Annotated in this window: 23 protein-coding genes and 2 tRNA genes; 15 read left to right on the top strand and 10 right to left on the bottom strand. The window is 44.7% G+C overall.

Translation table 11 applies throughout. The features are described 5' to 3' along the window. The first annotated feature begins 5 nt into the window (after positions 1 to 5). The gene (locus RJ47_RS07775; RefSeq protein WP_038213492.1) at positions 6 to 845 is read left to right on the top strand and encodes an ion transporter; all 840 of its coding nucleotides are present in this window, start codon (positions 6 to 8) and stop codon (positions 843 to 845) included. A gap of 116 nt (positions 846 to 961) precedes the next feature. Here RJ47_RS07775 and asd read toward each other — a convergent pair whose 3' ends face one another. Continuing rightward, positions 962 to 2077: an aspartate-semialdehyde dehydrogenase gene (asd, locus tag RJ47_RS07770; RefSeq protein WP_038133936.1), complete on the bottom strand. Its 1116-nt coding sequence runs from the start codon at positions 2075 to 2077 to the stop codon at positions 962 to 964. Between the two features lie 447 nt (positions 2078 to 2524). On the opposite strand from asd, the gene nhaC reads away from it, so the two are divergent. After that, complete coding sequence (gene nhaC, locus RJ47_RS07765) at positions 2525 to 3955, top strand: Na+/H+ antiporter NhaC (protein WP_039482968.1); 1431 nt, start codon at positions 2525 to 2527, stop codon at positions 3953 to 3955. Between the two features lie 62 nt (positions 3956 to 4017). Here nhaC and RJ47_RS07760 read toward each other — a convergent pair whose 3' ends face one another. Further along, positions 4018 to 5220: an Hpt domain-containing protein gene (locus tag RJ47_RS07760; protein WP_039482966.1), complete on the bottom strand. Its 1203-nt coding sequence runs from the start codon at positions 5218 to 5220 to the stop codon at positions 4018 to 4020. Positions 5221 to 5326: 106 nt separating this feature from the next. Then, entirely contained in the window at positions 5327 to 6328 is a 1002-nt protein-coding gene (yejK, locus tag RJ47_RS07755) for a nucleoid-associated protein YejK (RefSeq protein WP_038133930.1), read from the bottom strand. An 84-nt stretch (positions 6329 to 6412) separates the two neighbouring features. Between yejK and RJ47_RS07750 the strand changes: the two genes are divergently transcribed. From RJ47_RS07750 to RJ47_RS07735, 4 genes are all read left to right on the top strand, one after another. Next, positions 6413 to 6637: a YejL family protein gene (locus tag RJ47_RS07750; RefSeq protein WP_005473334.1), complete on the top strand. Its 225-nt coding sequence runs from the start codon at positions 6413 to 6415 to the stop codon at positions 6635 to 6637. Positions 6638 to 6660: 23 nt separating this feature from the next. Beyond that, the gene (locus RJ47_RS07745) at positions 6661 to 8469 is read left to right on the top strand and encodes a DUF3413 domain-containing protein (RefSeq protein WP_038133927.1); all 1809 of its coding nucleotides are present in this window, start codon (positions 6661 to 6663) and stop codon (positions 8467 to 8469) included. A gap of 52 nt (positions 8470 to 8521) precedes the next feature. Next, positions 8522 to 8598: transfer RNA gene (locus RJ47_RS07740), tRNA-Pro, on the top strand. A gap of 171 nt (positions 8599 to 8769) precedes the next feature. After that, a tRNA-Ser gene (locus tag RJ47_RS07735) sits at positions 8770 to 8860 on the top strand. A gap of 45 nt (positions 8861 to 8905) precedes the next feature. Here RJ47_RS07735 and RJ47_RS07730 read toward each other — a convergent pair. Next, positions 8906 to 9829, bottom strand: a complete 924-nt coding sequence (locus RJ47_RS07730; protein WP_039482963.1) for a histone deacetylase — start codon at positions 9827 to 9829, stop codon at positions 8906 to 8908. Positions 9830 to 10114: 285 nt separating this feature from the next. On the opposite strand from RJ47_RS07730, the gene RJ47_RS07725 reads away from it, so the two are divergent. From RJ47_RS07725 to RJ47_RS07715, 3 genes are all read left to right on the top strand, one after another. Continuing rightward, positions 10115 to 10795 (top strand): SDR family oxidoreductase, encoded by a 681-nt coding sequence (locus RJ47_RS07725; RefSeq protein ID WP_039482960.1) that lies wholly within the window; start codon positions 10115 to 10117, stop codon positions 10793 to 10795. A 132-nt stretch (positions 10796 to 10927) separates the two neighbouring features. After that, positions 10928 to 11461: a YbhB/YbcL family Raf kinase inhibitor-like protein gene (locus RJ47_RS07720; protein ID WP_039482957.1), complete on the top strand. Its 534-nt coding sequence runs from the start codon at positions 10928 to 10930 to the stop codon at positions 11459 to 11461. A 14-nt stretch (positions 11462 to 11475) separates the two neighbouring features. Beyond that, positions 11476 to 12255: a helix-turn-helix transcriptional regulator gene (locus tag RJ47_RS07715; protein ID WP_039482955.1), complete on the top strand. Its 780-nt coding sequence runs from the start codon at positions 11476 to 11478 to the stop codon at positions 12253 to 12255. Here RJ47_RS07715 and RJ47_RS07710 read toward each other — a convergent pair. Together RJ47_RS07710 and RJ47_RS07705 are read right to left on the bottom strand one after the other, a co-directional pair. Further along, entirely contained in the window at positions 12252 to 14219 is a 1968-nt protein-coding gene (locus tag RJ47_RS07710) for a DNA topoisomerase III (RefSeq protein ID WP_039482952.1), read from the bottom strand. The two genes, RJ47_RS07715 and RJ47_RS07710, sit on opposite strands and share 4 nt — an antisense overlap. A 109-nt stretch (positions 14220 to 14328) precedes the next feature. Continuing rightward, complete coding sequence (locus tag RJ47_RS07705) at positions 14329 to 14667, bottom strand: Grx4 family monothiol glutaredoxin (RefSeq protein WP_005473328.1); 339 nt, start codon at positions 14665 to 14667, stop codon at positions 14329 to 14331. 272 nt (positions 14668 to 14939) lie between these two features. Here RJ47_RS07705 and sodB point away from each other — a divergent pair, with 272 nt between their 5' ends. The 3 genes from sodB to RJ47_RS07690 all read left to right on the top strand — a co-directional run bounded on the left by sodB (position 14940) and on the right by RJ47_RS07690 (position 17034). After that, positions 14940 to 15524 carry a superoxide dismutase [Fe] gene (sodB, locus tag RJ47_RS07700; protein ID WP_004748456.1) on the top strand — a complete coding sequence of 195 codons (585 nt, stop codon included), beginning with the start codon at positions 14940 to 14942 and terminating at the stop codon, positions 15522 to 15524. A 133-nt stretch (positions 15525 to 15657) separates the two neighbouring features. Further along, positions 15658 to 16161: a VC2046/SO_2500 family protein gene (locus tag RJ47_RS07695; RefSeq protein ID WP_038213469.1), complete on the top strand. Its 504-nt coding sequence runs from the start codon at positions 15658 to 15660 to the stop codon at positions 16159 to 16161. Positions 16162 to 16371: 210 nt separating this feature from the next. Then, positions 16372 to 17034, top strand: a complete 663-nt coding sequence (locus RJ47_RS07690; protein ID WP_005473351.1) for an SDR family oxidoreductase — start codon at positions 16372 to 16374, stop codon at positions 17032 to 17034. Here the strand turns inward: RJ47_RS07690 and RJ47_RS07685 are convergent. After that, complete coding sequence (locus RJ47_RS07685) at positions 17031 to 17504, bottom strand: low molecular weight protein-tyrosine-phosphatase (protein WP_072036321.1); 474 nt, start codon at positions 17502 to 17504, stop codon at positions 17031 to 17033. The genes RJ47_RS07690 and RJ47_RS07685 overlap by 4 nt on opposite strands. 194 nt (positions 17505 to 17698) lie before the next feature. Between RJ47_RS07685 and RJ47_RS07680 the strand changes: the two genes are divergently transcribed. Then, positions 17699 to 18553, top strand: a complete 855-nt coding sequence (locus tag RJ47_RS07680) for an HDOD domain-containing protein (protein WP_190277900.1) — start codon at positions 17699 to 17701, stop codon at positions 18551 to 18553. Positions 18554 to 18564: 11 nt separating this feature from the next. On the opposite strand, the gene RJ47_RS07675 is transcribed toward RJ47_RS07680, so the two are convergent. The 3 genes from RJ47_RS07675 to RJ47_RS07665 are packed head-to-tail and all read right to left on the bottom strand — an operon-like array spanning position 18565 to position 23275. Beyond that, positions 18565 to 19539, bottom strand: coding sequence for a response regulator (locus RJ47_RS07675; protein ID WP_039482946.1), 975 nt, complete (start codon positions 19537 to 19539; stop codon positions 18565 to 18567). Next, positions 19536 to 22451 carry an ATP-binding protein gene (locus RJ47_RS20680; protein ID WP_082016329.1) on the bottom strand — a complete coding sequence of 972 codons (2916 nt, stop codon included), beginning with the start codon at positions 22449 to 22451 and terminating at the stop codon, positions 19536 to 19538. The genes RJ47_RS07675 and RJ47_RS20680 overlap by 4 nt, the downstream gene beginning before the upstream one ends. Before the next feature lie 17 nt (positions 22452 to 22468). Beyond that, positions 22469 to 23275, bottom strand: coding sequence for a phosphate/phosphite/phosphonate ABC transporter substrate-binding protein (locus RJ47_RS07665; protein ID WP_039482945.1), 807 nt, complete (start codon positions 23273 to 23275; stop codon positions 22469 to 22471). Positions 23276 to 23464: 189 nt separating this feature from the next. Between RJ47_RS07665 and cobO the strand changes: the two genes are divergently transcribed. Continuing rightward, complete coding sequence (gene cobO, locus RJ47_RS07660; protein ID WP_038133898.1) at positions 23465 to 24070, top strand: cob(I)yrinic acid a,c-diamide adenosyltransferase; 606 nt, start codon at positions 23465 to 23467, stop codon at positions 24068 to 24070. Between the two features lie 250 nt (positions 24071 to 24320). Continuing rightward, entirely contained in the window at positions 24321 to 25952 is a 1632-nt protein-coding gene (locus RJ47_RS07655; protein ID WP_039482943.1) for a methyl-accepting chemotaxis protein, read from the top strand. Positions 25953 to 26054 lie beyond the last annotated feature (102 nt).

Here is a 26054-nt window from a genome sequence, read left to right as displayed (position 1 = left end):
CTATCATGCCGCGTAACTCACTCAGACATCACCTATACATCATTATTTTTGGTTCGCACACAAAAGCAGGTCGCGCGTTTGACTTAGCTTTAATCGTCGCGATTGTCTCTTCACTGATCGTATTGTTACTGGAATCGATCCCTTCGATTCGCTCGGTGTGGGGCGCACAGCTCAAGTATCTTGAGTACACGTTTACCGCACTATTCACGATTGAGTATATTCTGAGACTCTACTGCTCGCCCAAGCCCAGCGCTTACGCCAAGAGCTTTTATGGCGTTGTTGACCTATTGGCGATATTGCCCACCTATTTGGCATTTTTCTTCCCTTCGGCCGCTTTCATGGGCGTCATTCGAGCGTTGAGAATCATGCGGATTTTCCGCGTACTCAAACTCGTTCGCTATCTGCAAGACTCCAATCTTTTGCTTCGCTCGCTACTTATGGCTAGGCGTAAGATCTTCATCTTCTTTAGTACCGTTGCAATTCTCGTGACTATTTTTGGCGCACTGATTTACGTCATTGAAGGACCTAAAAATGGTTTTACGAGTATTCCTCAAAGCATCTATTGGGCGATTGTGACGATCACTACCGTTGGCTACGGAGATTTAATCCCGCAAACCGCGCTCGGCAAGGCGATCGCTTCTGTAACAATGCTGCTTGGCTACTCAATACTTGCTGTCCCGACAGGCATTATTACTGCGGAGTTAAATCAAGAGATGAATTCACACAAGTCGTTAGTTAAATGTCCAAACTGTTCCCAAAGCGGCCATGAAGCAGACGCATTGTATTGTAAACACTGTGGCAGCGAGCTCGCCGATCCTGATAAGCGGGTTGTAGCTGAAGAATAGCGAGAAACGAAAAAGGGTTGGCTTCTATGCCAACCCTTTTCAGTTATTCATCTAGGTACTTATCATATCTGAACCACACCTAAACTGCTTTTTGAAGAACTGCTGCCCAGCTTTCGTTACGCTTTTTCAGCCAGAATGATACGAAGTGTACGACGAAGTGGCTCCGCTGCACCCCATAGCAATTGGTCACCTACGGTGAATGCGTTTAGGAAGTCATCACCCATCGCCATCTTACGTAGACGACCTACTGGGATTGAGAGTGTACCCGTCACCTTCGCTGGTGTTAGCTCTTGTGCGGTAATATCACGATCGTTTGGAATCACTTTAACCCAATCATTGTGCGTAGCAATCATCTCTTCGATCTCGTCCATTGGCACATTTTGCTTCAGCTTGATCGTCAAAGCTTGAGAGTGACAACGCATTGCACCGATGCGGACACAGGTACCGTCGATAGGCACTGGCGCATCTTGGAATCCTAAGATCTTGTTCGCTTCAACGCCCGCTTTCCACTCTTCTTTACTTTGGCCATTGTCACGCTTCACATCGATCCAAGGGATCAAAGAACCGGCTAACGGCACGCCAAATTTGTCCGTAGGGAATGAAGAGCTACGCATGGTGTCAGCGACTTTCTTGTCGATATCAAGAATAGAGCTCGAAGGATTTGCCAATTCAGAACTCACTGAATCGTTGATCACACCCATTTGAGAAATCAGCTCACGCATGTTTTGCGCACCTGCGCCAGAGGCGGCTTGATACGTCATTGCGCTAGTCCACTCAACGAGGCCCTTCTCGAACAAACCACCTAGGCCCATTAGCATCAAGCTCACCGTACAGTTACCGCCGACAAACGTATTGGTGCCACCATGAATGCCTTGCTGGATCTGCGTCAAGTTTACTGGGTCTAGAGTGATAATAGAGTCTTGCGCCATACGCAGAGTCGAAGCCGCATCAATCCAGTAGCCTTTCCAACCGGCTTGACGAAGTGCTGGGTAGACTTTCTCGGTGTAGCTACCACCTTGACACGTGATCACTGCATCTAACTGCTTTAGGCTTTCAATATCGAATGCGTCTTGAAGAAGCCCCGCGTCTTTGCCTAAGTTGGGAGCAGGGATACCTACTTGAGAGGTGCTATAAAATACCGGTTCGATAAGGTCAAAATCTTTCTCTTCAACCATGCGTTGCATCAGTACCGAACCAACCATGCCACGCCAACCAACTAAACCTACTCTCATTCTCAACTCTCCGTGTAATCAATTTAAAAAGGGAATACACCAATATTCAATTTTCGCAGCAAAATCTCAAGTGAAAATTGCATCAAATCTGTAACTTTTAGCTCTTGTTGACTCAACTTAAGCTAAACCACCTATTTTGCTGACTTTGTATCCACTTGTTATTTTCCCAACCAAAATACTCATCAATCACCACAAAAACAAAAACCACGTGCTACACAAAATTTACAAACACAAACATTGCAAACCATTAAAATTAACGTTTAACCATATTATTAACCACAAAAAACCTACTAAGCAGACCAGAATCACAATAGGTACACATTATATCGAAATATTATTCTGACTAATGTAAAGTGCACCCACACCTAAAAGGCGTTCACACTCACATAGCAAATAGTAAATAAGTTGCTATTTGTACTGACTCATAACACTTATAAGAGGCTCTGTATGACGCAACTTACCCCCCGTCTGCCAAGCTTGATGCAGGTTATTGTCTCCCTCGGACTGTTTCTATTGATGGCGTTTTCATTTACTGCCCAATTAGATCTACCCATTCAACTTGCACTCTATATTGGCTGGTTCATCATCATGGTGCTGGGTATTCGTTTAGGCCACCAATATAAAGAGCTTGAAAAAGCGGCACTAAACGGTATTTCTAACGGACTTGGCGCGGTACTTATTCTTCTTGCAGTTGGTGCATTAGTGGGTACTTGGATTTCCGGCGGCATTGTTCCAACCATCATTTACTATGGTCTAAAAGCAATTCATCCTTCTATTTTCCTTCTTGCGACTATGATCATTTGTTCATTGACGGCCCTCGCCACTGGTACTTCTTGGGGTGCAGCGGGCACCGCCGGCATTGCGATGATGGGCATTGGCCAAGGGCTTGGCGTGCCAGCCCCCATCACAGCAGGTGCGGTACTATCAGGATGCTACTTCGGTGATAAAATGTCGCCACTGTCAGACTCGGTGATTCTTGCGTCTTCAATGTCGAATGTTGAAGTCATGGAGCACATCAAAGGCATGCTGCCTGTTGCGCTTATCAGCTACATCATCACGGGTATCATGTTTACCGCATTTGGCTTCCATTACGCGGGCAACGTCGACATGTCTCAAGTTCAGTCTGTTATCCAAGCGATGGAACAACAGTTCTACATCACACCTTACTCGTTTGTACCGGTCATTATCGTACTTGGATTACTTGCGATGCGTATGCCATCTTTCCCTGTAATTAGCTTCGGTTCTCTACTCGGCATTATCTGGGCAGTAATGATTCAAGACGTGCACTTCTTACAAGCGTTCAACACCGCTTGGGCGCCATTTGAAATCGAATCTGGTGTCACTTTCATTGACTCGATCTTAAATCGTGGTGGTATGTCTTCCATGCTCGGGTCTGTTGCTGTGATCGTCTTCGGTTTAGGTTTCGGTGGGCTTCTGGATAAAGTCGGTGTGCTAGAAACGATAGCGAAACTGTTTGAGCGTCGTGTTCAAAGTGCTGGCTCTCTAGCAACCAGCACCATTGGTACCGCGTTTATGGGTAACGTCTTTGGTTCAGCAATGTATGTATCATTGATTCTGACGCCAAAAATCTGTGCGAAAAACTACGACCGCTTAGGCTACAAGCGCAAAAACCTGTCTCGTAACGCGGAATTTGGTGGGACATTGACTTCGGGTATGGTGCCTTGGAGTGACAACGGCATTTACATGGCAAGTATCTTGGGCGTTGCTACGCTCTCATACGCACCTTTTATGTGGCTGAGTTTCGTTTGTATCATCGTCACCATCATAACCTCTTACATGGGATGGTTTGTTGACAAGTGCGAGCCAACCGCGCCCGCGACTGAAGAAGAAGCCCAATACCAAAATCAAACGGCTTAAGTTCACTACCTACAAACAAAGAAGAGCGCCACAAAGGCGCTCTTCTTATTGAAAGTAAACAACTAGCTTTGCTTTTCTTTTAAGAATGCTTTCGCTTCCTGAATCGCGATGGTCAAACACTCATTTAACTCATCCAACAAACCAGAAAGCTGTGAGACGTCTTGTTGGATTGCAGCCTCGACTTTAGCCGCGGCTTCTCTAAGTTTATGCGCCCCTAAGTTCCCACCGACCCCTTTCAAACTGTGCGCTTTTCTTTGCGCATCTTCAGGGGAATCGGTAAGCAAACGGGTGATTTCATTCACATCATCCGCATGGTCGGCGACAAACACTTCTAACAACATACACACCGATTCAACATCACCATTTAAGGAACTGAGCATGACATCGAAGTTTATTTGCGGTTCTGCCTCAACCACTTTGGGCGAGCTGGTTACTGAGACAACGGGTTTGGCAACCGGAGGATCACTCTCTTCAATCTCGATGTTTGAAATGGAACTAGGATTGCTTTGAGCTAAAAAGAGTAAGACTAAGAAACCCGTCATGGTAAGTAGCGTTACCCCTACCGCAGCAATAAGGTGGTGACGTAATAGCGTACGGTAGTCAATCTCAAGCGCCGAGATGTGATTAGACACATCATGAGAAATCAGCTTGTCAACTAAATAGGAGCCTTGAGCGTAGCTACTGAGTACTTGCGAAACATCAACCAATACCTTCTGTAGTTGCTGACGCTGAGTAGGCTCAAGCGTCGTGGACTCTTGATATATCTTATCCACATGGCGGAATATTTCAGCATTGGCTTTTTCTGAGAGGTACATAGCTTCAAACACATTGGCACTTAATTGGAAGTACTTGTTTGAGAGCGCCTCAGAATTGGTGTCTTGGGTTCGAGTTTGGCGAATGGTATTAGCTAGCTTTTGGACTGCTAACTCATTATCGAGATAAGCCTGCGCCTGCTCGATAAAACGATCGGTTGAAAATAGAAGTTGATTGAGATCGGGCATCAGCCAACTTTTTTGATAGAAGGCGTCAATCTGAAGCCGAAGGGCATAAATGAGCTGCAAATCCAACGCTTGGCGCTCGACCATTTTAGTTCGATACGGCGCGGCGTAAATGAGCGAGCTTCTCAGGCTATCAATGCCATAGCCGAGCTCTTCCACTTGCAGCCGACTTGACTCTACAGTGCGGTAGCTACTTCCTATCCCGACCAAAGCGAGGAGCCAAAGTAACGAAAGTACTAGGCCTAACTTCAACCACTTGCGTTCCATGCAATACCTATTTGAACAAATTGCTATGAATACAAGAATATACGTTATCGGGAGGAAAGGTAGGACTAAGCACTAATTAATTGCGCCTAGTCCTATATTCTGAGGCTTAGCGGTTACGCGTTAATTGATCACGAAGGTTGGGCGGCGTCCCTTTAATGGTAAGGGTGTCCGTTTCTGGATCGTAAAAAATACGTTCGCCAAGCAGAAGACTATCAAAGCTGACATTGAGTCCTCCCCCCGCGCCCACATACTTAGTCAGTTTGCGCACTGTCGTACGATCCCCCGGAAAACTCTCTTCCAGTTCGTATCCCTGCTCTTGGGTGTAATCTAAAAAGCTAGTACCGTCTTGAGAAGAAGGCAGCTCTCCCGATAACTCTCGTACCTGCACTTCATCGCCAGATTTAATTTGTTCGTTACAGTAGTCTGCCACTTGTTTTTTGTAGCTGATCACTTCGTCTTTTTCGAGTTTTGAGTCCGCGCAAAAGTCTTCGACAGCTTGCATCAATACTTGGTTTTGCTGCTTAGTATCCAGTCCGACTTCAGCCTGCAAGAAATCTAGGAAGAAATCCGCCACTTTACGCCCTACTCGGCCTTTAATATAGGCGAGGTAGCGATTAGACTCTTTGTCCGTTTCATAACTGGTCAAGTCGATGCGCGCAGCGATGTCCATTTTGCTCAGGTCTAAATAATCCGTCGCGCTGATGTCCAAACCTTCTGTCACTTTCAAACTTTGGTTAGATGGAATGATGGCAACAAATAGATAATCTGTTGCCAACGATTGGTACTCGGCAATCACCAAGATACCTTCATCCGCAAACGGGTACTTTGACAATTCTTCTTTTAAACGAGTCGCGCTGCTTTGCGAAAAGTCATAGAAGCCCAGCTCTCCTTTGCGCATTTGCTGCAACCACTGTTGAAATTCGCTGTCTGATTTAAACGAGCCAAAGCCTTTGCCCGCCTTGGAGTGAAACACTCGGTGCAGTTCAGCAATCAGGTTTTCAGTAGAAGCATCATTAGCAAGGGAATCGGTTCTAAAATTAACGATAAGTTCGTCTGAATCGTTTTTTTGCAGTTGATGAAGGATAACGTTGGATAGTTGAAGGCTCATGATGAAATTTATCGCTGCATAGGTTTCAGTTGCGTGGCATTGTAGGTTATCATAAGCCGCTTTATTATCAACATTAGAACACTTATGCCGATTACATCTAAATACAGCGACGAGACCGTTGAGAAGATCCTTACAGAGATCGCGATTGTGCTTGAAAAACATGCGGCATCACCAGAGCTTTCTCTGATGATTGCAGGCAATATCGCTACCAATGTCTTAAATCAAGATGTTGCACCTTCACAACGCAAAGTAATTGCTGAAAAATTTGCACAAGCACTTATTTCTTCGATTGAAGAAAAATCACACTAATCGCAAATAAATAGAACACATACATGGTAGATAGCGGAAACACATACGGCGAACGTGTATCACGTTTGGTAGGTTGGGGGCACTGGTTTGCCTTCTTCAACATTATCGCAGCAATGTTGATCGGCACCCGTTATATCACTCAATCACCTTGGCCAGAAACTTTGCTTGGCCAGTTTTATTTGGCGATGTCTTGGGTCGGCCACTTTGGCTTTCTTGTCTTCGCTCTCTACCTTTTAGTATTGTTCCCGCTGACATTTCTTGTTCCCTCAAGAAAGCTGTTTAGACTGATTGCCGTCTGCTTTGCCACACTTGGGCTTACGCTGTTACTGATTGATACTCAGGCCTATCAAACGATCAACCTCCACTTAACCCCCGTGGTTTGGGAAGTCTTGTTCAATGATGATAAGTCTCGTGTCAGTGCGGACTTACAGCATCTGTTTATCGTAATGCCGCTTATCTTTATGCTCCAACTCGGCTTGTCTGAGTGGGTATGGAGAAAACAACGCAAGCTCTCTCACAAGCATGTTGGGCGTCCATTGGCTGCTCTCTTCTTTGTCAGCTTTATTTCAAGTCACTTGATTTACGTGTGGGCCGATGCCTACTTTTACAATCCGATTACTGCGCAACGTGCGAACTTCCCGCTCTCCTACCCGATGACAGCAAAATCGTTTATGGAGCGTCACGGCTTACTGGACCGAGAAGAGTACTTGGAGCGCCTGCAGCAAAATAAAGAACAAAACACAGAGCTCGTTAGCTACCCGCTTGAAGCGCTCGAATTTAGTCGTCGTGCCAACCCACTTAATGTTTTAGTCATTAGCGTCAACAACCTTCGTGGCGACGCATTAAACGCCGACTGGATGCCAACAGCAAATGAGTTTGCTAGCAACAATCTCAATTTCTCAAATCACTACAGCTCAAGTAATGATTCATTTGGTGTGTTTGGCCTGTTTTACGGATTACCAAGTGCTTACGCCCCAAGCATCAAAACACAAGGGACTAAACCGATCATCGTCGATACCTTGCTAGACAAAGAGTACGCTTTTGGCTTGTTCAGTGGCGACAACTTCGACGATCCGATTTACGGCGAATCCATATTCCGAGGCATGCCTTTTACAGGAGTACCTTTTAATGGTGAACTTTCTCAGGATAAGCAAGCCATTGATGCGTGGGCTAACTGGGTGCAAGAGCAAGGTGATTCACCTTGGTTTAGCTTCATTGAATTAACAACGTTAGACAACTTTAGCGCCTACGACAGCGGTGATGAGAAACAAACCAGCAGTGAAAAGATCAAAGCTGGTTATCAGAAGTCCGTTCAAACCGCAGATGACGAGCTAGCTGAGTTGTTTGCTTATATCGAAAAGCTTGAACTTTCAGACTCTACCGTCATTGTCTTGACCTCAAATCACGGTACTGAGTTTAACGAGACCAACACAAATAGTTGGGGAGCTAACTCCAACTACAGCCAATATCAATTGGTGGTACCTATGGTCATTCACTGGCCAGGTAAGGTAGCCACTCAGTATCAGCATAGAACGAGCCACCTCGATCTTTCCGTCACCTTATTGCAAGATTTGCTTGGTGTTTCCTCTAACCCGAATGACTTCAGTAGTGGCCGTAACTTATTTGATGAACGTTCAAGAAAGTGGATTTTAGCCGGAGATTCACGCGAGTTGGCGTTAATCACGACTAAAAACACCACGGTGATAGATAAGTTTGGCAACTATAAACTTTACGATAGCAGCTACAAGCGACTAAAGGACGAAAATCCAACGCTTCCTGTACTTATGCAAGGTTTAACAGAGCTACAGCGCTTCTACGTTAAAAGTAACTAAATCATGGTGTTAGGATTGACTAAAGCATAGCAACCTATTACATTATCGGAATCGGACTGTAGCGCAGCTTGGTAGCGCACCGTCATGGGGTGTCGGGGGTCGCTGGTTCAAATCCAGTCAGTCCGACCAATACACCTTAAAAAGAGAGCTTCGGCTCTCTTTTTTGTTTTTAGTCGCTGATAAAGTATAAAAAACGGCCTGTTAAATACTTTATTGTGTTCAAGCGGTCATAATTAAAGCAAACAGTAAAATTAAGGGTTTACAACTTTTCTAAACCTCTATATTATTCGCTTCAACAACGGAGAGATGGCTGAGTGGTTGAAAGCACCGGTCTTGAAAACCGGCATACGTTAATAGCGTATCTAGGGTTCAAATCCCTATCTCTCCGCCACATTCCGTAAAAAAGCCGCTAAGAAATTAGCGGCTTTTTTCGTTGTTAGCAAGCATAGACATCGTAAGCAGCGTGTATCAACTGCATGTGAACTGGAACCAAATCACCATGATTGGTTCGATACCCACCACCTACTACGCAAGCAATCGGCAACCCATTATCCTTTGCTAAAGAGAACATAAACTTATCTCTTTCATAGATTGCCTCAGTAGAAACATCAAAGTAGCCCAACTCGTCCTCGTGATGAATATCCACGCCAGCGTCGTATAAAATAAGGTCTGGCTGATGAATCGAGATAGCCATTTCAACGACGGATCGAAATGTACTCAAAAACTCCTCATCACCCGTATTTCTACTTAAAGCAACATCTAGATCTGAGTCAGGTTTGCGTGCGGGAAAATTTTTATCGCAATGGAAAGAAAGCGTGACAATGTGTTCTTCTTGTTCACATAAAGTTGCCGTCCCGTCGCCATGATGCACATCGCTATCGATAACAATGACTTTTTCAATCCCCTCTAAGGTAAGCGCTCGTTTCGCCGCAAGTACCAAGTCATTGATCAAACAAAAACCACTACCGAAATCTTTATGGGCATGGTGATAGCCACCACTGAGATGAATCGCGACCCCGTTCTTAACACTCAGCTCTACGGTTTCACTGGTTCCACCCGCTGATGTAAGAGTACGGCTCACCAGAGTGTCACTCCAAGGAAAGCCAATTCGCCGCATTTTAGGCGCGGGTAAAGCACCACTAAAAAGTGCATCAATATAATCATGACAATGTACTTGCTTGACACATTCTGCCGATAGCGGTGACGGCTCAACAAACTGAAATGCTTGCTTCCACCTAGGGTCGCACTCTCGTTGCTGAGTGATGGCTTCATAAAGCAGTTGGTACTTTTGAATCGGATAACGGTGCCCTTCAGGAAGCGGCAATTGCGAGTAAATTGAGTGATAAATCAGCGGTATCATAGCAGCGAGTAAAGTGTTGATGTTGTTTTATGGTATCAGCTTGAACCTAGGTTGAAAAACTGATTAAATGATAATAATTATCATTTAATCAGTTTACTATCGTGTATAGAACTCTCTATTTTTATTTGGGCATTATTTCCGGAACCGCTTCAGCGTTGATTCTATTTCTTGCGATGTTTGTCGCGGCGGGTCTATTTGTTATCCAGCTCGTCTCTTAGCTAGGGAAAGCTAACCGGATTTTTGATAGCCTACGGAGTCAGTATTGAATTGAGGGGCGATATCACGATGAATACCATTCTCATCACCGGCGGAAATAGAGGCATAGGTTTTAGTCTTGTTAAACTTTACTTAGAGCAAGGTTGGTCGGTACATACTACCTATCGCAGCGCCGACAGCTCACAGCAATTACTCTCAAATAGCCATAAAAACCTCACATGTCACCAACTGGACGTCACCGACTACGCGTCAGTCAAAGCATTAGCGGAGCAGTTATCAGCAATCGATGTGCTGGTGAATAACGCAGGCTATTACGGTCCGAAAGGGTATGGGTTTGGCAACACAGACGTAGAAGAGTGGCGTAAAGTATTCGAGATCAACACGATCGCCCCACTCAAACTTGTCGAGGCATTCTACCCAAACCTTGAAAAAGGGACGCTTAAAAAGATCGCATGTTTGTCGTCAAAAGTCGGGAGCATGACGGAAAACACGTCTGGCGGTGGCTATATTTACCGTTCATCAAAAGCTGCGTTAAACTCTGTCGTAAAGAGCCTGAGCAATGATCTCTCACATCAAGGTTTCACCGTCTTAGCTCTTCATCCTGGCTGGGTGCAAACCGAAATGGGTGGCCCTAACGCCCTCATTGATACCGAAACGTCTGCTCGTGGCTTAGACAGCGTTATAGATACGTCGAACCCTTCTCAATCTGGGCAATTCATTAACTTTGACGGAAAGCCGCTCCCTTGGTAGCAACCCTCAGCCATTAGCCTCACAATAAGTATCACTGTAGACATACTATTGGTTTATATTGATACTTATTGTCGAACTTGAGAACCACAAGCTCGCTACACTGACTTCGAACTTAAGCGTAGGAGCAACCCCATGAAAACAACGACACTTAGTCTACTGACTCTCGCAGTCATGACTTCAACCGCAGCGCAAGCATTCGACATTAGCAGCAAAGATATCCAAGAAGGTCACCCGATGGCCAAAACCTTTGAATATTCTGGCTGGGGCTGTGATGGCGGTAATATTTCACCACAGTTGACTTGGGATAATGTGCCTCAAGGTACACAGAGCTTTGCGATTACCGCCTATGACCCTGATGCCCCCACTGGAAGTGGCTTCTGGCATTGGATTGCAACCGATATCCCTGTCAGCCTGTCTGAGCTTCCAAGAGGAGCAAACATCAAAAAACTTGGTGGTCAGGAACATCGAATTGACTACGGTTCAGTAGGCTTTGGGGGCGCTTGCCCTCCAGAAAAAGATGGCATGCACCGCTATCAATTTACCGTTTGGGCACTTCCTAAAGCTAAGCTAGGGTTAGATGAAAACACGCCACCAGCGGTGATTGGTTTTACACTAAACAGCCTCGCTATTGATAAAGCAACGCTGACAGCAACTTACACTCGCTAAACAAGGGTTGGGGAATGAACTATCAGTACCAAGTAACCACATTTCGAGCCAAGCAATTGCAAAAGCTTAGAAATGTCACCATGCATTCCCCAACTTTGATTCAAGTGCTGTCAGGAAGTAAAAGACTGTATTGGAAAGAAGATGCCGTCGCGCTCACCCATCAGCGTTTTTTACTTTGCCCAGCATCGAGCTCTCTCAGTTTCGAAAATATGCCTGATAAAGGACCGTTTTTATCGCGTGTATTTAGCTTCCATCATCTGCCAACAGAATCGATGATGCAATTGAGTAATGAGCATCAAGGTTCCTCGGATTCGCCACTCTTAAAGCATGATAAGGCTTTGCTTGCTAGCTTAGATGCTCTAGCCTCTTTCGACCTAAGCACCATGAGCAGTGAAACACAGATCTTATGGCTTATGCCGTTGTACCAGCAGTTAGCAGAAAAAGGGGGGCTACAACTGATCTTTCCTTCGCAAGAAGCATCGCTAAGTCATAAGTTGAGTCATTATCTCGCCCTTTCACCTGGCGAAAATCATCCACTAGAAGAGGTGGCGGATAAGTTTGCGATGAGCAGAGCCACGCTGATTCGTAAGCTAAAACAAGAAGGTTTACAGTATCGAGAGCTGCTGGCAGAAGTAAGACTCAACCATGCTCTTCACCTGATGCAATCCACACCGTGGAGCACACTCAACTTGGCGCAAATGTGTGGCTATCAATCCGAAGAGCGCTTTAGCCAACGCTTTAAGAACAAGTTTGGGATTACGCCAAAAGAATACATGAAAACCGTCACAGGTTAGGATGTTTTAGCGCTCGACGATCCTTTTCTTCCCGCTGTTTTTCCTTTGCCACTGGTTCGGCGTTTACGCTTGAACGCAGGCCGCTCGACCTTAGGTAGATGACGCAGCGATTGTGGAATCTCCCCCGATTTCACTTGGGACATCAAACCATCGATACGGGTTTGCAGTGCCTGCATAAAAGGACCATAGGCTTGATTTCGCTCAGCCATGCCTTGCAGTTGATGCTCCCAATGTGCCGTCATGTCTGGATACGTCGACTCAGACGGTAGCGCATGCACTAAACCTCGTCCTGCGGGGCTACTCAAAATGGATTTACCTTGGCGAGTCAAAAGTTGGCGCTTAAACAAGGTATCTAAGATGCCCGCGCGTGTCGCTTCTGTGCCAAGACCATCGGTTTCTTTAAGGATTTTCTTAAGCTCTTTGTCTTCGACAAAACGCGCAATACCCGTCATAGCCTGAAGCAGCGTGGCTTCTGTAAAATGCTTAGGCGGCTCGGTTTTACGGTCTTTGATTTCCCCTTCACGGCACGTAAGCATCGTCCCTTCGGCTAACGGAGGGACAGCATCGACACCGGAATCCTCCTCATCTTGCTTACCCATCAACGCTTTCCAACCTGCGGAAACAAGTTGTCGACCTTTGGCTATGAATGTACCACCTGCAATATCGAACACCAGTTTTGCTTCTGCATAGACCGCCGCCGGATAAAACTGCATTAAATATTGGCGGGCAATCTGCTGATAGATTTTCATTTCATTGCCAGAGAGGGCGTTCACTGAGGCTTTTTTAGGCGTAGGGATGATGGCGTGGTGAGCATCCACTTTTTTGTCGTTCCACGCTTTTGACTTGATGCTGAGGTTAGCGCCAGAAACCGCACTCCCCAACTCTTTAGCATTGTTACTGATCGCATCACAAACGCTACTTGCTTGCCCATAGTGTTCCATAGGCAAATAACGACAGTCCGAACGAGGGTAAGTAATCAACTTATGTTTTTCATACAAAGACTGACATGTGTCTAGAACTTGTTGCGCACTCATCCCAAAACGCTTGGCGGCATCAATTTGTAGCACTGAGAGTGAATAGGGTAATGGTGCCGACTGCTTGGTTTGCTTCTGTTCTGACTCCACCACCTTAGCAGGCTGATTCGCGATGCGCTGAGCAACATTCTCTACCAACTTACGGTTAAGAACTCTACCCTCTTCATCCTGCCAAGGCTGACACGCTTCACTTGGCTTCCAACGCGCACGAATATCAAATACACAGCCCTCTCCTTGATAAGGAATGAGCGCATGTAAGGTGAAATAATCGCGAGGAACAAAATTTTCGATCTCTTCGTCTCGGCGTACAACTAAGCCCAGAACTGGCGTTTGCACTCGCCCAACCGACAACACACCTTGATAGCCAGCCTTTTGGCCAAGCAGGGTATAAGCACGAGACATGTTCATGCCATACAGCCAATCAGCACGAGAACGCGCCAACGCCGAAACAGACAAAGGAATAAAGTCACGATTACTGCGCATCTGACCGAGCGCTCGTTTAACCGCAGGTAAGTTTAAATCGCTGATAAGAAGTCGCTGGGTCGACTCTTTTTTGGTCTTACTGACTTTGCAATAATCTAAGACTTCATCCACCAGCAGCTGCCCTTCTCTATCAGGGTCTCCAGCGTGAATAATCTGATTGGACTCTTTTAGTAACTTACGCACAACCGTAAGCTGTTTACTCGCAGACTTTCTTGGTCGCAACTGCCACTGCTCTGGGACAATGGGTAAGTCGGCTAGATTCCATTTTTTGTAGCGTTCATCGTAGGCATCAGGCTCTACTTGTTCGAGCAAGTGGCCAATGCACCATGTCACAACATCCCCGTTACCACAGCGAATAAAACCTTGATCGTTTTTTTTAGGGCCAGGTAACGCTGCGGCAATCGCTCGGCCAAGACTTGGCTTTTCAGCAATAAAGAGACGAGACATAAAAACACATCGAATAGATACAATAAGGGCCACATTTTGATAATGCGGCCCTTATAAATCAAGAAAAACTGTAAATTTAAACAGTATTATGCAGCATCAAAGAAGCGAATTACGCCTCTTCACCGCCTTCAGCGCGAGCAGCGGCTTCTTTGATGATTGGCTGTAGTTCGCCTTTTTGGAACATCTCGATGATGATGTCACAACCGCCGATCAGCTCACCTTCAACCCAAAGCTGTGGGAAAGTAGGCCATTGTGCGTACGCTGGAAGCTCAGCACGGATATCAGGGTTTTGTAGGATATCTACGTAAGCGAACTTCTCGCCGCATGCCATCAGCGCTTGTGCCGCTTGAGAAGAGAAACCGCAGCTAGGTAGCTTAGGCGAGCCTTTCATGTAAAGAAGGATCGCGTTCTCTTCAATTTGCTGTTTGATTTTGTCGATAGTTTCCATTGCTTCCTCTTAATGGAGTTACTGCAAGTTATCCAGACATTCTAAACCATTGGTAGAGAATAAAAAGCCCAATCTACATGGGGTTTTAGACCATAATGAAATTTCATATAGAAATTGCCTAGCTAAGCTTTTAATAAGGCAAAAAATTGCTAAACTAGAGCGCAAGTCAGCACAATGACCGTGATCTATTTTTCTAACGATCACGAATAACAAATAACATTGGAAGCAATCGAAAGGGTCTTCACTCTTTCATATTAACGGAGAATCGAGCAATGGCATTTGAACTACCAGCTCTTCCTTACGCAAAAGACGCACTAGAACCACATATCTCAGCTGAGACTCTAGATTTCCACCACGGTAAGCACCACAACACTTACGTTGTTAAACTAAACGGTCTGATCCCTGGTACTGAGTTCGAAGGCAAATCACTAGAAGAGATCATCAAAACTTCTACTGGTGGCGTATTCAACAACGCAGCTCAAATCTGGAACCACACATTCTACTGGCACTGTCTAGCGCCTAACGCAGGTGGCGAACCAACAGGTGCTGTTGCAGATGCAATCAACGCGGCATTCGGTTCTTTCGAAGAGTTCAAAGCGAAGTTCACTGATTCTGCAATCAACAACTTTGGTTCTTCTTGGACTTGGCTTGTTAAAAAAGCAGACGGCTCTCTAGAGATCGTTAACACGTCTAACGCTGCAACACCTCTAACAGAAGAAGGTACGACTCCACTTCTAACTGTTGACCTATGGGAACACGCTTACTACATCGATTTCCGTAACGTTCGTCCAGACTACATGAATGCATTCTGGGCACTGGTTAACTGGGACTTCGTTGCTGAAAACCTAGCAAAATAATCCTCTCCCCTAGGATTTAAAATTTAGTCGTTTAAAAAGCCAGCACTTAGCTGGCTTTTTTCTTTTCTTAACAGCAATTTCGCTAAAGTTTCACTGCCTATCGTCGCTATAAAAGCAATAGATGAGGGCATGTATGCAAATCCATACTTTAGACAAAGCGAGCATTATCAACGAGCTTCAGTTCGGCACTGGTATCAACCACGCCGTCCACGAAGGTCGCAGAGCTGACTTTGCCCTTATTTTGTCGATGTTTTCTGACGATGTGCGAGACAACACACCTGTCGAAAAGATAGAGCAACCTGAACTGACAGAAAATGTCCTACGCCAACGCTTTGAGCTTCCCGAGCCTCAGCCACTGCGCTCCGATCAAAGCTCCTACGACATTTCGGCCACCCAAGCGAGCTTGTTCCATAGTGCGGGGTTACCCAGCGCCAAGCTCAGCCACTACCTCAAACCGGATGCGTTGACCTATCTACCTGAAGATACCCACGACCTACCAGAAGAGGTTTATCACAACCTTTCCGGCCATCAACGTCGACAATTGGGCGAGAAAGAGCCAAAACAACTCATGCCTGCTGATTTATACAATAAGTTGATCTCAGCGCAGCGCAGTTTTCAGATTTCTGCACAAGCATAGTGCACCCCTTTCTCTATTAAGATCACAAACTTGCCTGCTCAGTTTGTTTGCTCGTTCACTAAACCAATCATTTAATGTGAATGACCGCAAAGAAACGCCGATTCCTATGTGAAGCAATGGATTAATTTGACGTCATTCACAACTTAATAACAGTTAATCAACCATGCTATCCAAACACACCTTATTGATTGGTTTCAGGGGGAAATACCAATGAATATTAATCGTTCTGTCGTTCTTGTAACGTCTGCAGGTTCCCAACTCGGTAGCACAATGGCATGCCACTTTGCTTCACTTGGGGCTACGGTCGTACTTTGCGATAAAGAGACTCCCCAATTATCAGAAACTTATCAGCTTTGCTCGGACATCTCGAAAGACATCTACCAATTTTCGATTCCTGATCATTCGATGAATTCCATTCAAGCGTTATTTGATTTTATTGATCATCAAGTTCAGCGTTCTCCAGACGTGCTGATCAATGCGATCACGGTACAAGCGATGCCGAACATTTTTGATCAATCTGCCAGCGATGTTTTCACTCAACGCCTCTCTTTTATGGCCGCAACCCTGTTTACCTTTGGGCAAGCCACGGCAGAGAGAATGCGTGAAGAGAAGAAAAATGGCGTGATTGTCAATGTGATCTCTCATAATGACTACCAAGACTTGTCTGGGCTAGATAATGCAACATCTATGGTGGCAGGCTTTACCCAAAGCTGGGCGAAACAGTTAACGCCATTTAATATTCGCGTTGGTGGTGTGGTTCCAGCCGTTGAGCATGACTCAATGCATTGGGCCGAAATTCAAGATGAATTGATCCGCAATACTGAATACATTGTCTCTAACGACTACTTTAGCGGTCGAGTTATGGCTGCTTAGTTATTCCCGATAGCATCAAGGACACCGTCGCTCGCTTCTTCGATCAAATCTAACACCAACTCAAAACCTTGATCGCCTCCATAATAAGGGTCGGGAATCTCATCATAGTTTGACGCTGCATAGCTCAGAAACAGCTTGAGCTTATGTTGATGATGCTTAGGACACTCTGCAATAAGATCGTCTAAATTTGCACGATCGGCGGCTAAAATTAGGTCAAAGTCAGCAAAGTCTGCTGGTACAACTTTTCTGGACCGAATGCCTTTAAATGAGTAGCCTCGCTTTTCCCCAGCGGCTTTAGATCGTGGATCGGGCGGGTTTCCTTGGTGGTAACCGATAGTTCCAGCAGAATCGACCTCTACACTGACGCCGCGCGCCTTAGCCTTAGCTCGGAGAATCGCCTCCCCTGTTGGCGATCGGCAAATGTTGCCCATGCAAACGATAAGAATCGACCGAAGATGTCTGCTACTCATAATTGAACACTCTGATTTTGTCATTTTGTCGCCAATACTGGCGGAAACTAACCCACTGTTTGATTTTAAGTTACTCGATGTAAATGGGTTAGGCAAATAGGAACTCCCTAATGAACTATGGTGATTTATTGACCCCCATTACTTCAGTGTCTAGATTTATAGAAAACAAAAGCGTTAATAATCAAATGTGTGATTTGAGAAAACTTTTTGATGATAGCGATAATCTTCCGTCCATTCCCAAAGTGGTTCGTGAACTGATCTCTCAGCTAAACCACAATGATGTCAGTATGGAAGGATTAGCGAACACTTTGTCAAACGACCAAAACTTAAGCGCCAAAGTACTGAGAGTCGCAAATTCTAGCTACTATCAAATGAGCCGAAAAATTTCGAGTATCCAAGAAGCCATTACTATTATGGGCTTAAAAAACCTGCAAAATATTGTTTTGACCACTGGCGTTACCGCTGCGTTTGCCAATTATCAGAAACATAAAATCTCTCCTTTCCTAATCACCAGCTTTAAAACTGCCACGCTATCTTTTGAGCTTGCAAAACACTTAAAGCCTAAAGGTTTCCCGATCGATGAAAACACCTGTTTTATCATCGGGCTATTGCACAACATCGGAGAAGTACTGATTCAGGTTCAAACTCCAGAAAAGGGCCAACTCATCCTTTGCCGAGTGGAAAGTGGGGAACAGAGAAAGGTAGTGGAGCGGGATGTGCTTGGAATATCATCAAACGTACTTTCAGCTCAACTAGCCAAGTATTGGCAGCTACCCGAAGTTGTCTATGAAACTCTGGCAATGGACATTGAACATCACGACATCGTTTCATTCTATGAGGATAGCTCTCTCGCAAGTGAAGAGTTCGCCTCAGCAGTAATTGTATACATCAGCCAACACATTGCTCGTCATTCAGATGATATGGAATCAGAGTCGGATATACTCGAAAATGAGCTTCTAAGCGTAATGATTAACCAAGACATCAAAGAACTCCTAGAACGCATCGGCTTAAAGCAGCTGAATGTCGCTGCACGAGAAATTTTTGAGTAAAGCGCTGGCATTTATTCAGAATCCCAACATTTTTTAGCATCGAGTATCTCAGATAAGGAGCTCATGAAGCATTCGACAACACGAGGTTCGAAATGAGAGCCAGAGCCCTTTTGAATTTCTTCAACAGCCTTTTCAACGGGCCATGCGCTTTTATAGGGTCTTTCCATAGTGAGTGCATCAAACACATCTGCCACAGCGACAATCCTTGCAGATTCCGGAATTTCAGCACCTTTCAAGCCCTCCGGATAGCCTGTTCCATCCCAACGCTCGTGGTGATAGAGGGCGATTTCAGCAGCCATCTTAAACATGGGAGAGTGGCTCTTGCTCAGTATTCTTGCACCAATTTCGGAGTGAGTTTTCATTATTTCCCATTCTTCCGGAGTCAGTGAGCGCTTTGCCTTTAGTATACTATCAGGGATACCTATCTTCCCCGTATCATGGAGAGGAGCAGCGAGCTCAATCAGCGTTTGCTCGTCACTAGACCAACCATAAGATTTTGAAATAGCCTTGGCATAAGAGGCCATACGCCATATGTGAACACCAGTATCATTGTCATTGTAGTGCCCAGCGTCACCTAACATGAATATTGCTTCTCGATGTGACGCTTCAAGCTCCTTAGCACGAATAAGTGACAGGTGATTTTTTACCCGTCGAATAACGATGGGGGCACATATAGGTTTGAGAATGTAGTCCACAGCTCCGACATCAAACCCTCGTGTCTCATCTCCAACTTCAGACAGGGCTGTGACAAAAATAACGGGGATTTTTTCGGTTTGCGGATTTGCCTTAAGTGCACAACACGTTTGGTAACCGTCCATGTCTGGCATCATCACATCCAGTAAGATAATGTCAGGCTGATATTTACTCGCAAGTTCTAAGCACTTGGCGCCGCTGTTCGCAAATATCGTTTCAAAGTCGTGACGAAGCACCTGCCTTAATACCTGAAGGTTAGTCGGATCATCATCGACAACGAGAACCTTTTTCATGTTTGATTCTCCAGCTCTATCTCTAAATGTTTGGCTATCCCGTTTATTTCAGCCTTTGCACTATCAAAGTCAAAATTATCGACTGCGAGACGCACCGGTTTCCATAAAGAGTAGGAATAACAGTGCTGCATTTGTTGAAATATTGGCTCGCACAAATCGGGATTGCATTGTTCTATAACGTGATTAAGTTCAATCAATAGTGATGCGAACTCTGCAGTATTATTGGGTTCACCTAGTGATTCCCCTACTTCATCAATGACTAGCTTATTAATCGATGCCCCTACCTTAATTAACTCAGTATGTAACTGTTCAGCGACCTGACTGGCCAAATTGATATTTCCATTTTTTAGGTGAGACGTCAGGGTGATGGAATATTCATGAACTTGACTGATACTAAGGTTACCGGACAAGCCTTTCAAAGAATGCGCTATTGCATAAGCTTGCTCGATATCGGCCGGAGAACGTTTTAAACACTGCTGAATATCTGTGGCGTCGACCAAATTTTCTTTTGCAAATAGCCGTAAAGCCTTCGCATAAACCACTTCATCTTGCCAAAGCTCTAATGCTTTACGAACATCGATTAAATGTCGAACTGGAGAAAACTCTATGGCAGCTTCATTGGCTAATTTATAATCTACAGCCTTGTTAACTTCCCCTTCCCCTTCGCCGATGTGAGACTCAATACAGAGTAGCAGTTCATCAAAATTAATGGGCTTAGGCTGCACGTCATCCATCCCAGCTTTTCGACACTCTTCATAATCTTCATTCATGACACTCGCCGTTAGAGCAATAATGGGGATTTTCTGCCGACCTTCTCTTTGCTCAAGCTCTCTGATCACACGGGTCGCTTTTAAACCATCAGTGTTGGGCATCATGACATCCATGAGAATCAGGTCATACTTGCCAGACTGATAAGCATTAATGGCTTCTTGTCCATCTTTAACCCAATCAACGTCATGTCCTTGGTGACGTAACCTCAATAAAGCCAAATCTGCATTTGATTCCATATCCTCAGCGAGAAGAATGCGAAATAACCTTGGTGAAATGTAATGAGAAAATCTTGTCGCTTCTTCATAGAGGCACGTATCAAATTCTTCAACCTCTTCAAAAGGCACGACAAAATGAAATGTTGAGCCGACACCATACTCACTTTCCACCCAAATTTTGCCCTGCATTAAGTCGATAATTTGCTTACAAATTGAAATCCCTAGACCGGTGCCACCAAAACGGCGCGTGGTCGACTCATCACCTTGAACGAATGCTTCAAAAATATTGTCAACTTGCTGCGAAGTCATCCCTATTCCACTGTCTTGGACTCGAAAGTGGATCATGCCTTCTTCCGCTCGCTTGATGTGTATATCAATCTGTCCTTCTTGAGTAAACTTGACAGCATTGGAAACGATATTGAGCAATACCTGACGCAGACGAGTCGGATCGCCTAGTACACGGCTAGGGACTTGGGGGTCAATAGACAAACTCACGGAAAGCCCTTTTTCAACGATCAATGGGTCCAGCGTTTTAAGGGCACTCGAAATGGCATTAGGTAGGTTAAAGCATACTTTTTCAAGAGAGAAGCGACCACTTTCTAATTTAGAAATGTCTAAAATATCGTTAATAATACCCAGCAGTGACTTGGCAGAATTCAAGATCAACTCAACTTGTTTTTTACTCTCTCCCTCAATTTTCCCTGACAACATTAACACTTCAGAAAAGCCGATAATTGCGTTCATCGGTGTCCTGATCTCATGGCTCATATTCGCTAGAAAAGAGGCTTTCGTCCGAGCTCCCGCTTCAGCTTGGTTTTTAGCATGCTCCAACTCTTTGGTTCTTTTCGCGACTGTTTCCTCAAGCTCTTCGTTGTATTGACTTTTTAGAGCTTCGTTTTTCTTTCTATCACTAATGTCATTAATCACACCAACATACATATTATTATTATTTATGGTAACTTCACCAAACACCGCATGAACAGGTAAATAGGTACTATTCTGTCGGACTATTTCTAAGTCTTCCCCTTCACCAATACATCGCCCTACTAAGCAAGAAAAACTACTACAACCCGTTATTTGACTAAAATAATCTAACAAACAACGTCCTTTCAGTTCGTCGCCCTTTACCCCAATCAGATTTTTTATCGCTGTGTTATAAAGGGTAATTTTCCCATCTAAATCCGTAACTAAAATGCCACTGGGTGACGTATCGAATATGACTTTATTCACAGAGACTTCATCTTTTAACTTAGCGTAAGATAGGTCAATTTCATCCGCCATCGCATTAAACGCCAGTGCTGTTTTAGACACCTCATCCTCACCATTAATGGGGATCCTATGGCAACGATTTCCCTCTGCTAATTGCCGGCTCGCATGCAGTAGTTTGTCTAGCTGCTTGGTTAAGCTTCGCCCCAAAAATCCGGCAACAATAGTTGAGAAAGCGACAAATGCAACGCCAATTAGAGTCACGTTACGCCTTAACTCGTCACCAACATTGGTGAGAGAATCAACGTTAATGCCGATTTGTACTGTGCCGTATTGCACGCCAGATTCCATGACTGGCGACTGATGGTCAAAACAACCGTCATCCACATGGTAGACATCACTATCACTAGAAAAGTCATGGTTGACACAACGCCCACCCATTTCAACCAACACTCGTCCAACTTGGTCTAAAATTCTGACATAATTAATGTCGGGATGATGAGAAAGTTCCTTGGCATAAGATTCTAATGTTGCAAAGTCATAGGAAAGAACAGAATCCTTAGATAACACAGCCAACAGCGATGTCATTGATTCAGCCCTTTTTAGAACTTCATTTCTGCTATTGTTTGAAAGCGCGTCATTGGTTAAATAAAACAGCCCTACAGTAAGTAAAACCTGTAGCAGTAATATACTGACGATAATTCTATTCTTATAGGTCATTAATTATTATTTCGTAGTTAGTCTTTTTCACTCATCAGGTTTCGAATATCATCCCAATCGCTATCTTTTGCCGATATAAAACCACTCTGGAACCCAAGATTCTCCAACGCTTTAATGCCGTCATCACTTTTATTCAACTCTAATAATGCGGATAAAATATTGCGTCGTGTATCGCTATCGACTCGTATGTGAGTCGCTATTGCATGGGGTGTATAACCCGGGCTCTTCCACACTATTTTTAACGTCTTTTTCACGTCGATTGGTAACGTATTGAATGTTCTCACCACGCCGCCACCCGCTTTAAAGAACCCCTTACTCACGGAAATATAAGATGAATCATGGGAACCTACATAGACGGGTGAGAACGAAATCCCACGCTGGGATAAACTTCCTCGCGTTAGCATGCTCGCCGCGAATGCTAATGGCGAAGGAAATGCCAGTTGCTGTCCTTGTAAATCACTGATGGAATCTATGTCGTCATCAATTCGAGCAACCATGATGCCATGGATTTTTTTGTTCGCTTGATGGGCCAAAGCAGTGTAGCCCTGCTCGGTGTTATAGGTAATAAAGTGATAGGGATTCATATACGCAATATCGTAGACGCCTTCGTTCAAACGCTGCTCGAACTCAGTAATCGTCTTCGCGGTACGAAGCTCAAAACGATATCCAGTTTGTGCCGAAACCAGTTCTAATAGAGGCTGCCACTGCTGAACTATCTTGCTTGCCGCATACTGCGGGACGACACCAACAATAAGCGATTTGGAAAAGCAAAGTGATGAAAATATCAAACAAAACAATACAATGAATAAGTTGTAGACGCGCATGCTATACCCTCTTTCCCATTCACTTAACTATAGATGAAAATTCTAATATCAACCGAAAGTTAATTCGGGATTTAAGGTTATGGCGATACTCATGTCCTTTGGCGATTTTCACCCTAATAATCCTAGGTTTTTGGTTCGATATGAATACGTTATGATGGATGCCGCATAATCAAACAATTTGGAGTTAGCATGGTTTCTGAGCACCAAAAAGAAGCGCGCCATAAAGCGAGACAGCAACAAGTAAAAGAGAAAGTCGATGCTAAAGTCGCGGCAGCTCAAGAGGAAAAAGGACTACTTTTGGTGATCACGGGCAACGGCAAAGGAAAGTCGACGTCTGGTTTCGGCACCATTGCTCGCGCCGTAGGTCATGGACAAAAATGTGCCGTTGCCCAGTTTATCAAAGGCACTTGGGATAACGGCGAACGCAACTTGCTGGAAAAGTTAGGCGTAGAGTTTCAAGTCATGGCCACAGGCTTTACTTGGGAGACTCAAAACAAAGCGGCAGATACAGAAGCAGCGCAGATCGTCTGGCAAGAGTGTAAACGTATGCTCAAAGATGAATCGATTAACGTCATTTTATTTGATGAGCTGACTTATATGGTGAGCTACGGCTACATCGAACTGGATGAAGTGGTCGAAGCGCTGGAAAATCGCCCGAAAATGCAATCTGTCGTGATTACGGGTCGTGGCGCCCACCGCACACTGATTGAAATGGCCGACACGGTATCGGAAGTGAAAAACGTCAAACATGCCTTTGAGTCCGGAGTGAAAGCATTGAAAGGCGTTGATTGGTAATGTTATTGGCTGAAAACAACAGACAGTCAACCTCTTGAGTCCCTGAGCAAATTAAGCAACATACTCTTATCGACAGAACATAATTATTGACTCAATTGTGTAAAAACTCTCAGTTGAGTCATTTATGACTCAACTATAAATATTCATATACAACAAGACAGATAGGCGATCACACTCTGTCTCTATTTATCAATGACCAACACGGTTACGCTAATCACTTATCGTTTCCATGATGTAATAAGGTCTCTTGATGATTCAGTTGTCTATTTCTAAAAAGATGCTGCTACCCATGCTGGTCATTCTCACCAGTGTCGTAGCTAGCTCCACCGTTTCCTATTTACAAAGTAGCAAGCAAGCTTTTCTAAATGCCCAGCTAAACAATGTTGTGCAGCCATCGATTGATAGTTTGCAAGATGCTTATCGGGACTTATACCAAGTGATGGTTGCGGCTAATGGTATCGCTCAAGCACAAACCCAAGCAGAAGTTAAATACCACCAAAATGAGTTCGCCGACAACGCATATCGGGCAGAACCAAGAATGGCTAAGCTTAAAACCCTATTTGAACACAATATATTACCCGCTCAACAGCTTTCAGAGCTTAATACCCTGTTAAGTGCAACACGTTCTTGGGTGAGTTTGTATGAGCCAATGATTGATCAACCCGAACTGGCCGCTCGTTACTATGAGAGCAATGCAGACGAGTTCAGTCGCCAGTTTAAGACTATTCGTAAGCAGCTAAAAATCATTAGTCACTCGATTGATGAGCAACAGGTGCGACTAAAGCAGCGAGTCGAAGAATCTATCGTAACGAATGAACGCGTGGTGATTGTCTCTATGATTGTCACGCTGCTAACCGTACTGATCACGATATGGACAACAATGAGGTTTATTGTTCACCCTATCAATCGCATCGAAGCTGCAATGGCAGACATTGCTCAGGGGGAAGGTGACTTATCACGGAGACTAGACGTAATAAGTCGTGATGAACTTGGTTCATTAGCCGAGTCATTCAATATATTTGTAGCTAAAATCCAACAGACTGTAACCCATGTAATGGGATCTTCTGCCAAGGTAAAGCACGCAGCGAATGGTTTAAAACAAGCGACAGCGAATACAACTGAGTTTAGCCAATCTCAGCATAGAGAAAGTGAGGTGGTCGCAACCGCGGTGAATGAAATGCAAGCAACAAGTCATAATGTTAGCCAACATGCGAATGAGGCAGCCCAGTTTAGCCATCAAGCCAGTAGTGAAACGGAAAACATCCACCTTACGATAGAGCAAGCACTTGATTCAATTAGCGAACTGTCTGAGCAAATTAGCCAAGCAAGTGAGGTGGTTAACTTACTGAATGTGGATGTGAGCCATATTGCTTCCGTGCTTGATGTCATTCGTGATATTGCGGATCAAACCAACTTACTGGCTTTAAATGCGGCAATTGAAGCGGCACGTGCAGGTGAGCAAGGTCGAGGCTTTGCTGTAGTGGCAGACGAAGTACGTTCATTGGCTGGGCGTACTCAACAAAGTACTGGTGAGATCCAAACCATGATAGAAAGGCTACAGTCAGGCGCGACAAGTGCTGTAGGTGCGATGCAGTCGAGCCAAACCAGTAGTCAAAAAACAATTGCTATCGCGAACTCGGCTTCCCAATCCTTAAACGTGATTCGAGATTCAATCGAGAAAATCAACCAAATGAATACTGAAATCGCTGCAGCTGCAACTCAGCAATCTGCAGTCAGTGAAGAAATCAATCAAAACATTCAGCAAATCGCGTCCAATAACAGAGAAATGGTTCAGATGCTCAATCATGCAGATGAGCTTTGCGGACAACTGGGCGCCGAAAGTGATGAACTCAACAGGCAGGTTGACGAGTTTAAAGTGTAAACATAAAAAAAGGTCACAGTGGTGACCTTTTTCTCATGCACATCAAGACAAATGGAAGTGTCAGATCTAATCTGAACTGACACTTATGAAATAACCTTGATA

The sequence above is a fragment of the Vibrio sinaloensis genome (assembly GCF_000808535.1).
GTDB lineage: Bacteria > Pseudomonadota > Gammaproteobacteria > Enterobacterales > Vibrionaceae > Vibrio > Vibrio sinaloensis_D.
This window is presented reverse-complemented; position numbering and strand designations above follow the sequence as displayed.

What these genes read in the sequence shown, in the direction of transcription:
- RJ47_RS07775 (WP_038213492.1), top strand. Translation starts at nt 6, where the DNA reads ATGCCGCGTAACTCACTCAGACATCACCTATACATCATTATTTTTGGT.
- asd (WP_038133936.1), bottom strand. Translation starts at nt 2,077, where the DNA reads ATGAGAGTAGGTTTAGTTGGTTGGCGTGGCATGGTTGGTTCGGTACTG.
- nhaC (WP_039482968.1), top strand. Translation starts at nt 2,525, where the DNA reads ATGACGCAACTTACCCCCCGTCTGCCAAGCTTGATGCAGGTTATTGTC.
- RJ47_RS07760 (WP_039482966.1), bottom strand. Translation starts at nt 5,220, where the DNA reads ATGGAACGCAAGTGGTTGAAGTTAGGCCTAGTACTTTCGTTACTTTGG.
- yejK (WP_038133930.1), bottom strand. Translation starts at nt 6,328, where the DNA reads ATGAGCCTTCAACTATCCAACGTTATCCTTCATCAACTGCAAAAAAAC.
- RJ47_RS07750 (WP_005473334.1), top strand. Translation starts at nt 6,413, where the DNA reads ATGCCGATTACATCTAAATACAGCGACGAGACCGTTGAGAAGATCCTT.
- RJ47_RS07745 (WP_038133927.1), top strand. Translation starts at nt 6,661, where the DNA reads ATGGTAGATAGCGGAAACACATACGGCGAACGTGTATCACGTTTGGTA.
- RJ47_RS07730 (WP_039482963.1), bottom strand. Translation starts at nt 9,829, where the DNA reads ATGATACCGCTGATTTATCACTCAATTTACTCGCAATTGCCGCTTCCT.
- RJ47_RS07725 (WP_039482960.1), top strand. Translation starts at nt 10,115, where the DNA reads ATGAATACCATTCTCATCACCGGCGGAAATAGAGGCATAGGTTTTAGT.
- RJ47_RS07720 (WP_039482957.1), top strand. Translation starts at nt 10,928, where the DNA reads ATGAAAACAACGACACTTAGTCTACTGACTCTCGCAGTCATGACTTCA.
- RJ47_RS07715 (WP_039482955.1), top strand. Translation starts at nt 11,476, where the DNA reads ATGAACTATCAGTACCAAGTAACCACATTTCGAGCCAAGCAATTGCAA.
- RJ47_RS07710 (WP_039482952.1), bottom strand. Translation starts at nt 14,219, where the DNA reads ATGTCTCGTCTCTTTATTGCTGAAAAGCCAAGTCTTGGCCGAGCGATT.
- RJ47_RS07705 (WP_005473328.1), bottom strand. Translation starts at nt 14,667, where the DNA reads ATGGAAACTATCGACAAAATCAAACAGCAAATTGAAGAGAACGCGATC.
- sodB (WP_004748456.1), top strand. Translation starts at nt 14,940, where the DNA reads ATGGCATTTGAACTACCAGCTCTTCCTTACGCAAAAGACGCACTAGAA.
- RJ47_RS07695 (WP_038213469.1), top strand. Translation starts at nt 15,658, where the DNA reads ATGCAAATCCATACTTTAGACAAAGCGAGCATTATCAACGAGCTTCAG.
- RJ47_RS07690 (WP_005473351.1), top strand. Translation starts at nt 16,372, where the DNA reads ATGAATATTAATCGTTCTGTCGTTCTTGTAACGTCTGCAGGTTCCCAA.
- RJ47_RS07685 (WP_072036321.1), bottom strand. Translation starts at nt 17,504, where the DNA reads ATGAGTAGCAGACATCTTCGGTCGATTCTTATCGTTTGCATGGGCAAC.
- RJ47_RS07675 (WP_039482946.1), bottom strand. Translation starts at nt 19,539, where the DNA reads ATGAAAAAGGTTCTCGTTGTCGATGATGATCCGACTAACCTTCAGGTA.
- RJ47_RS20680 (WP_082016329.1), bottom strand. Translation starts at nt 22,451, where the DNA reads ATGACCTATAAGAATAGAATTATCGTCAGTATATTACTGCTACAGGTT.
- RJ47_RS07665 (WP_039482945.1), bottom strand. Translation starts at nt 23,275, where the DNA reads ATGCGCGTCTACAACTTATTCATTGTATTGTTTTGTTTGATATTTTCA.
- cobO (WP_038133898.1), top strand. Translation starts at nt 23,465, where the DNA reads ATGGTTTCTGAGCACCAAAAAGAAGCGCGCCATAAAGCGAGACAGCAA.
- RJ47_RS07655 (WP_039482943.1), top strand. Translation starts at nt 24,321, where the DNA reads ATGATTCAGTTGTCTATTTCTAAAAAGATGCTGCTACCCATGCTGGTC.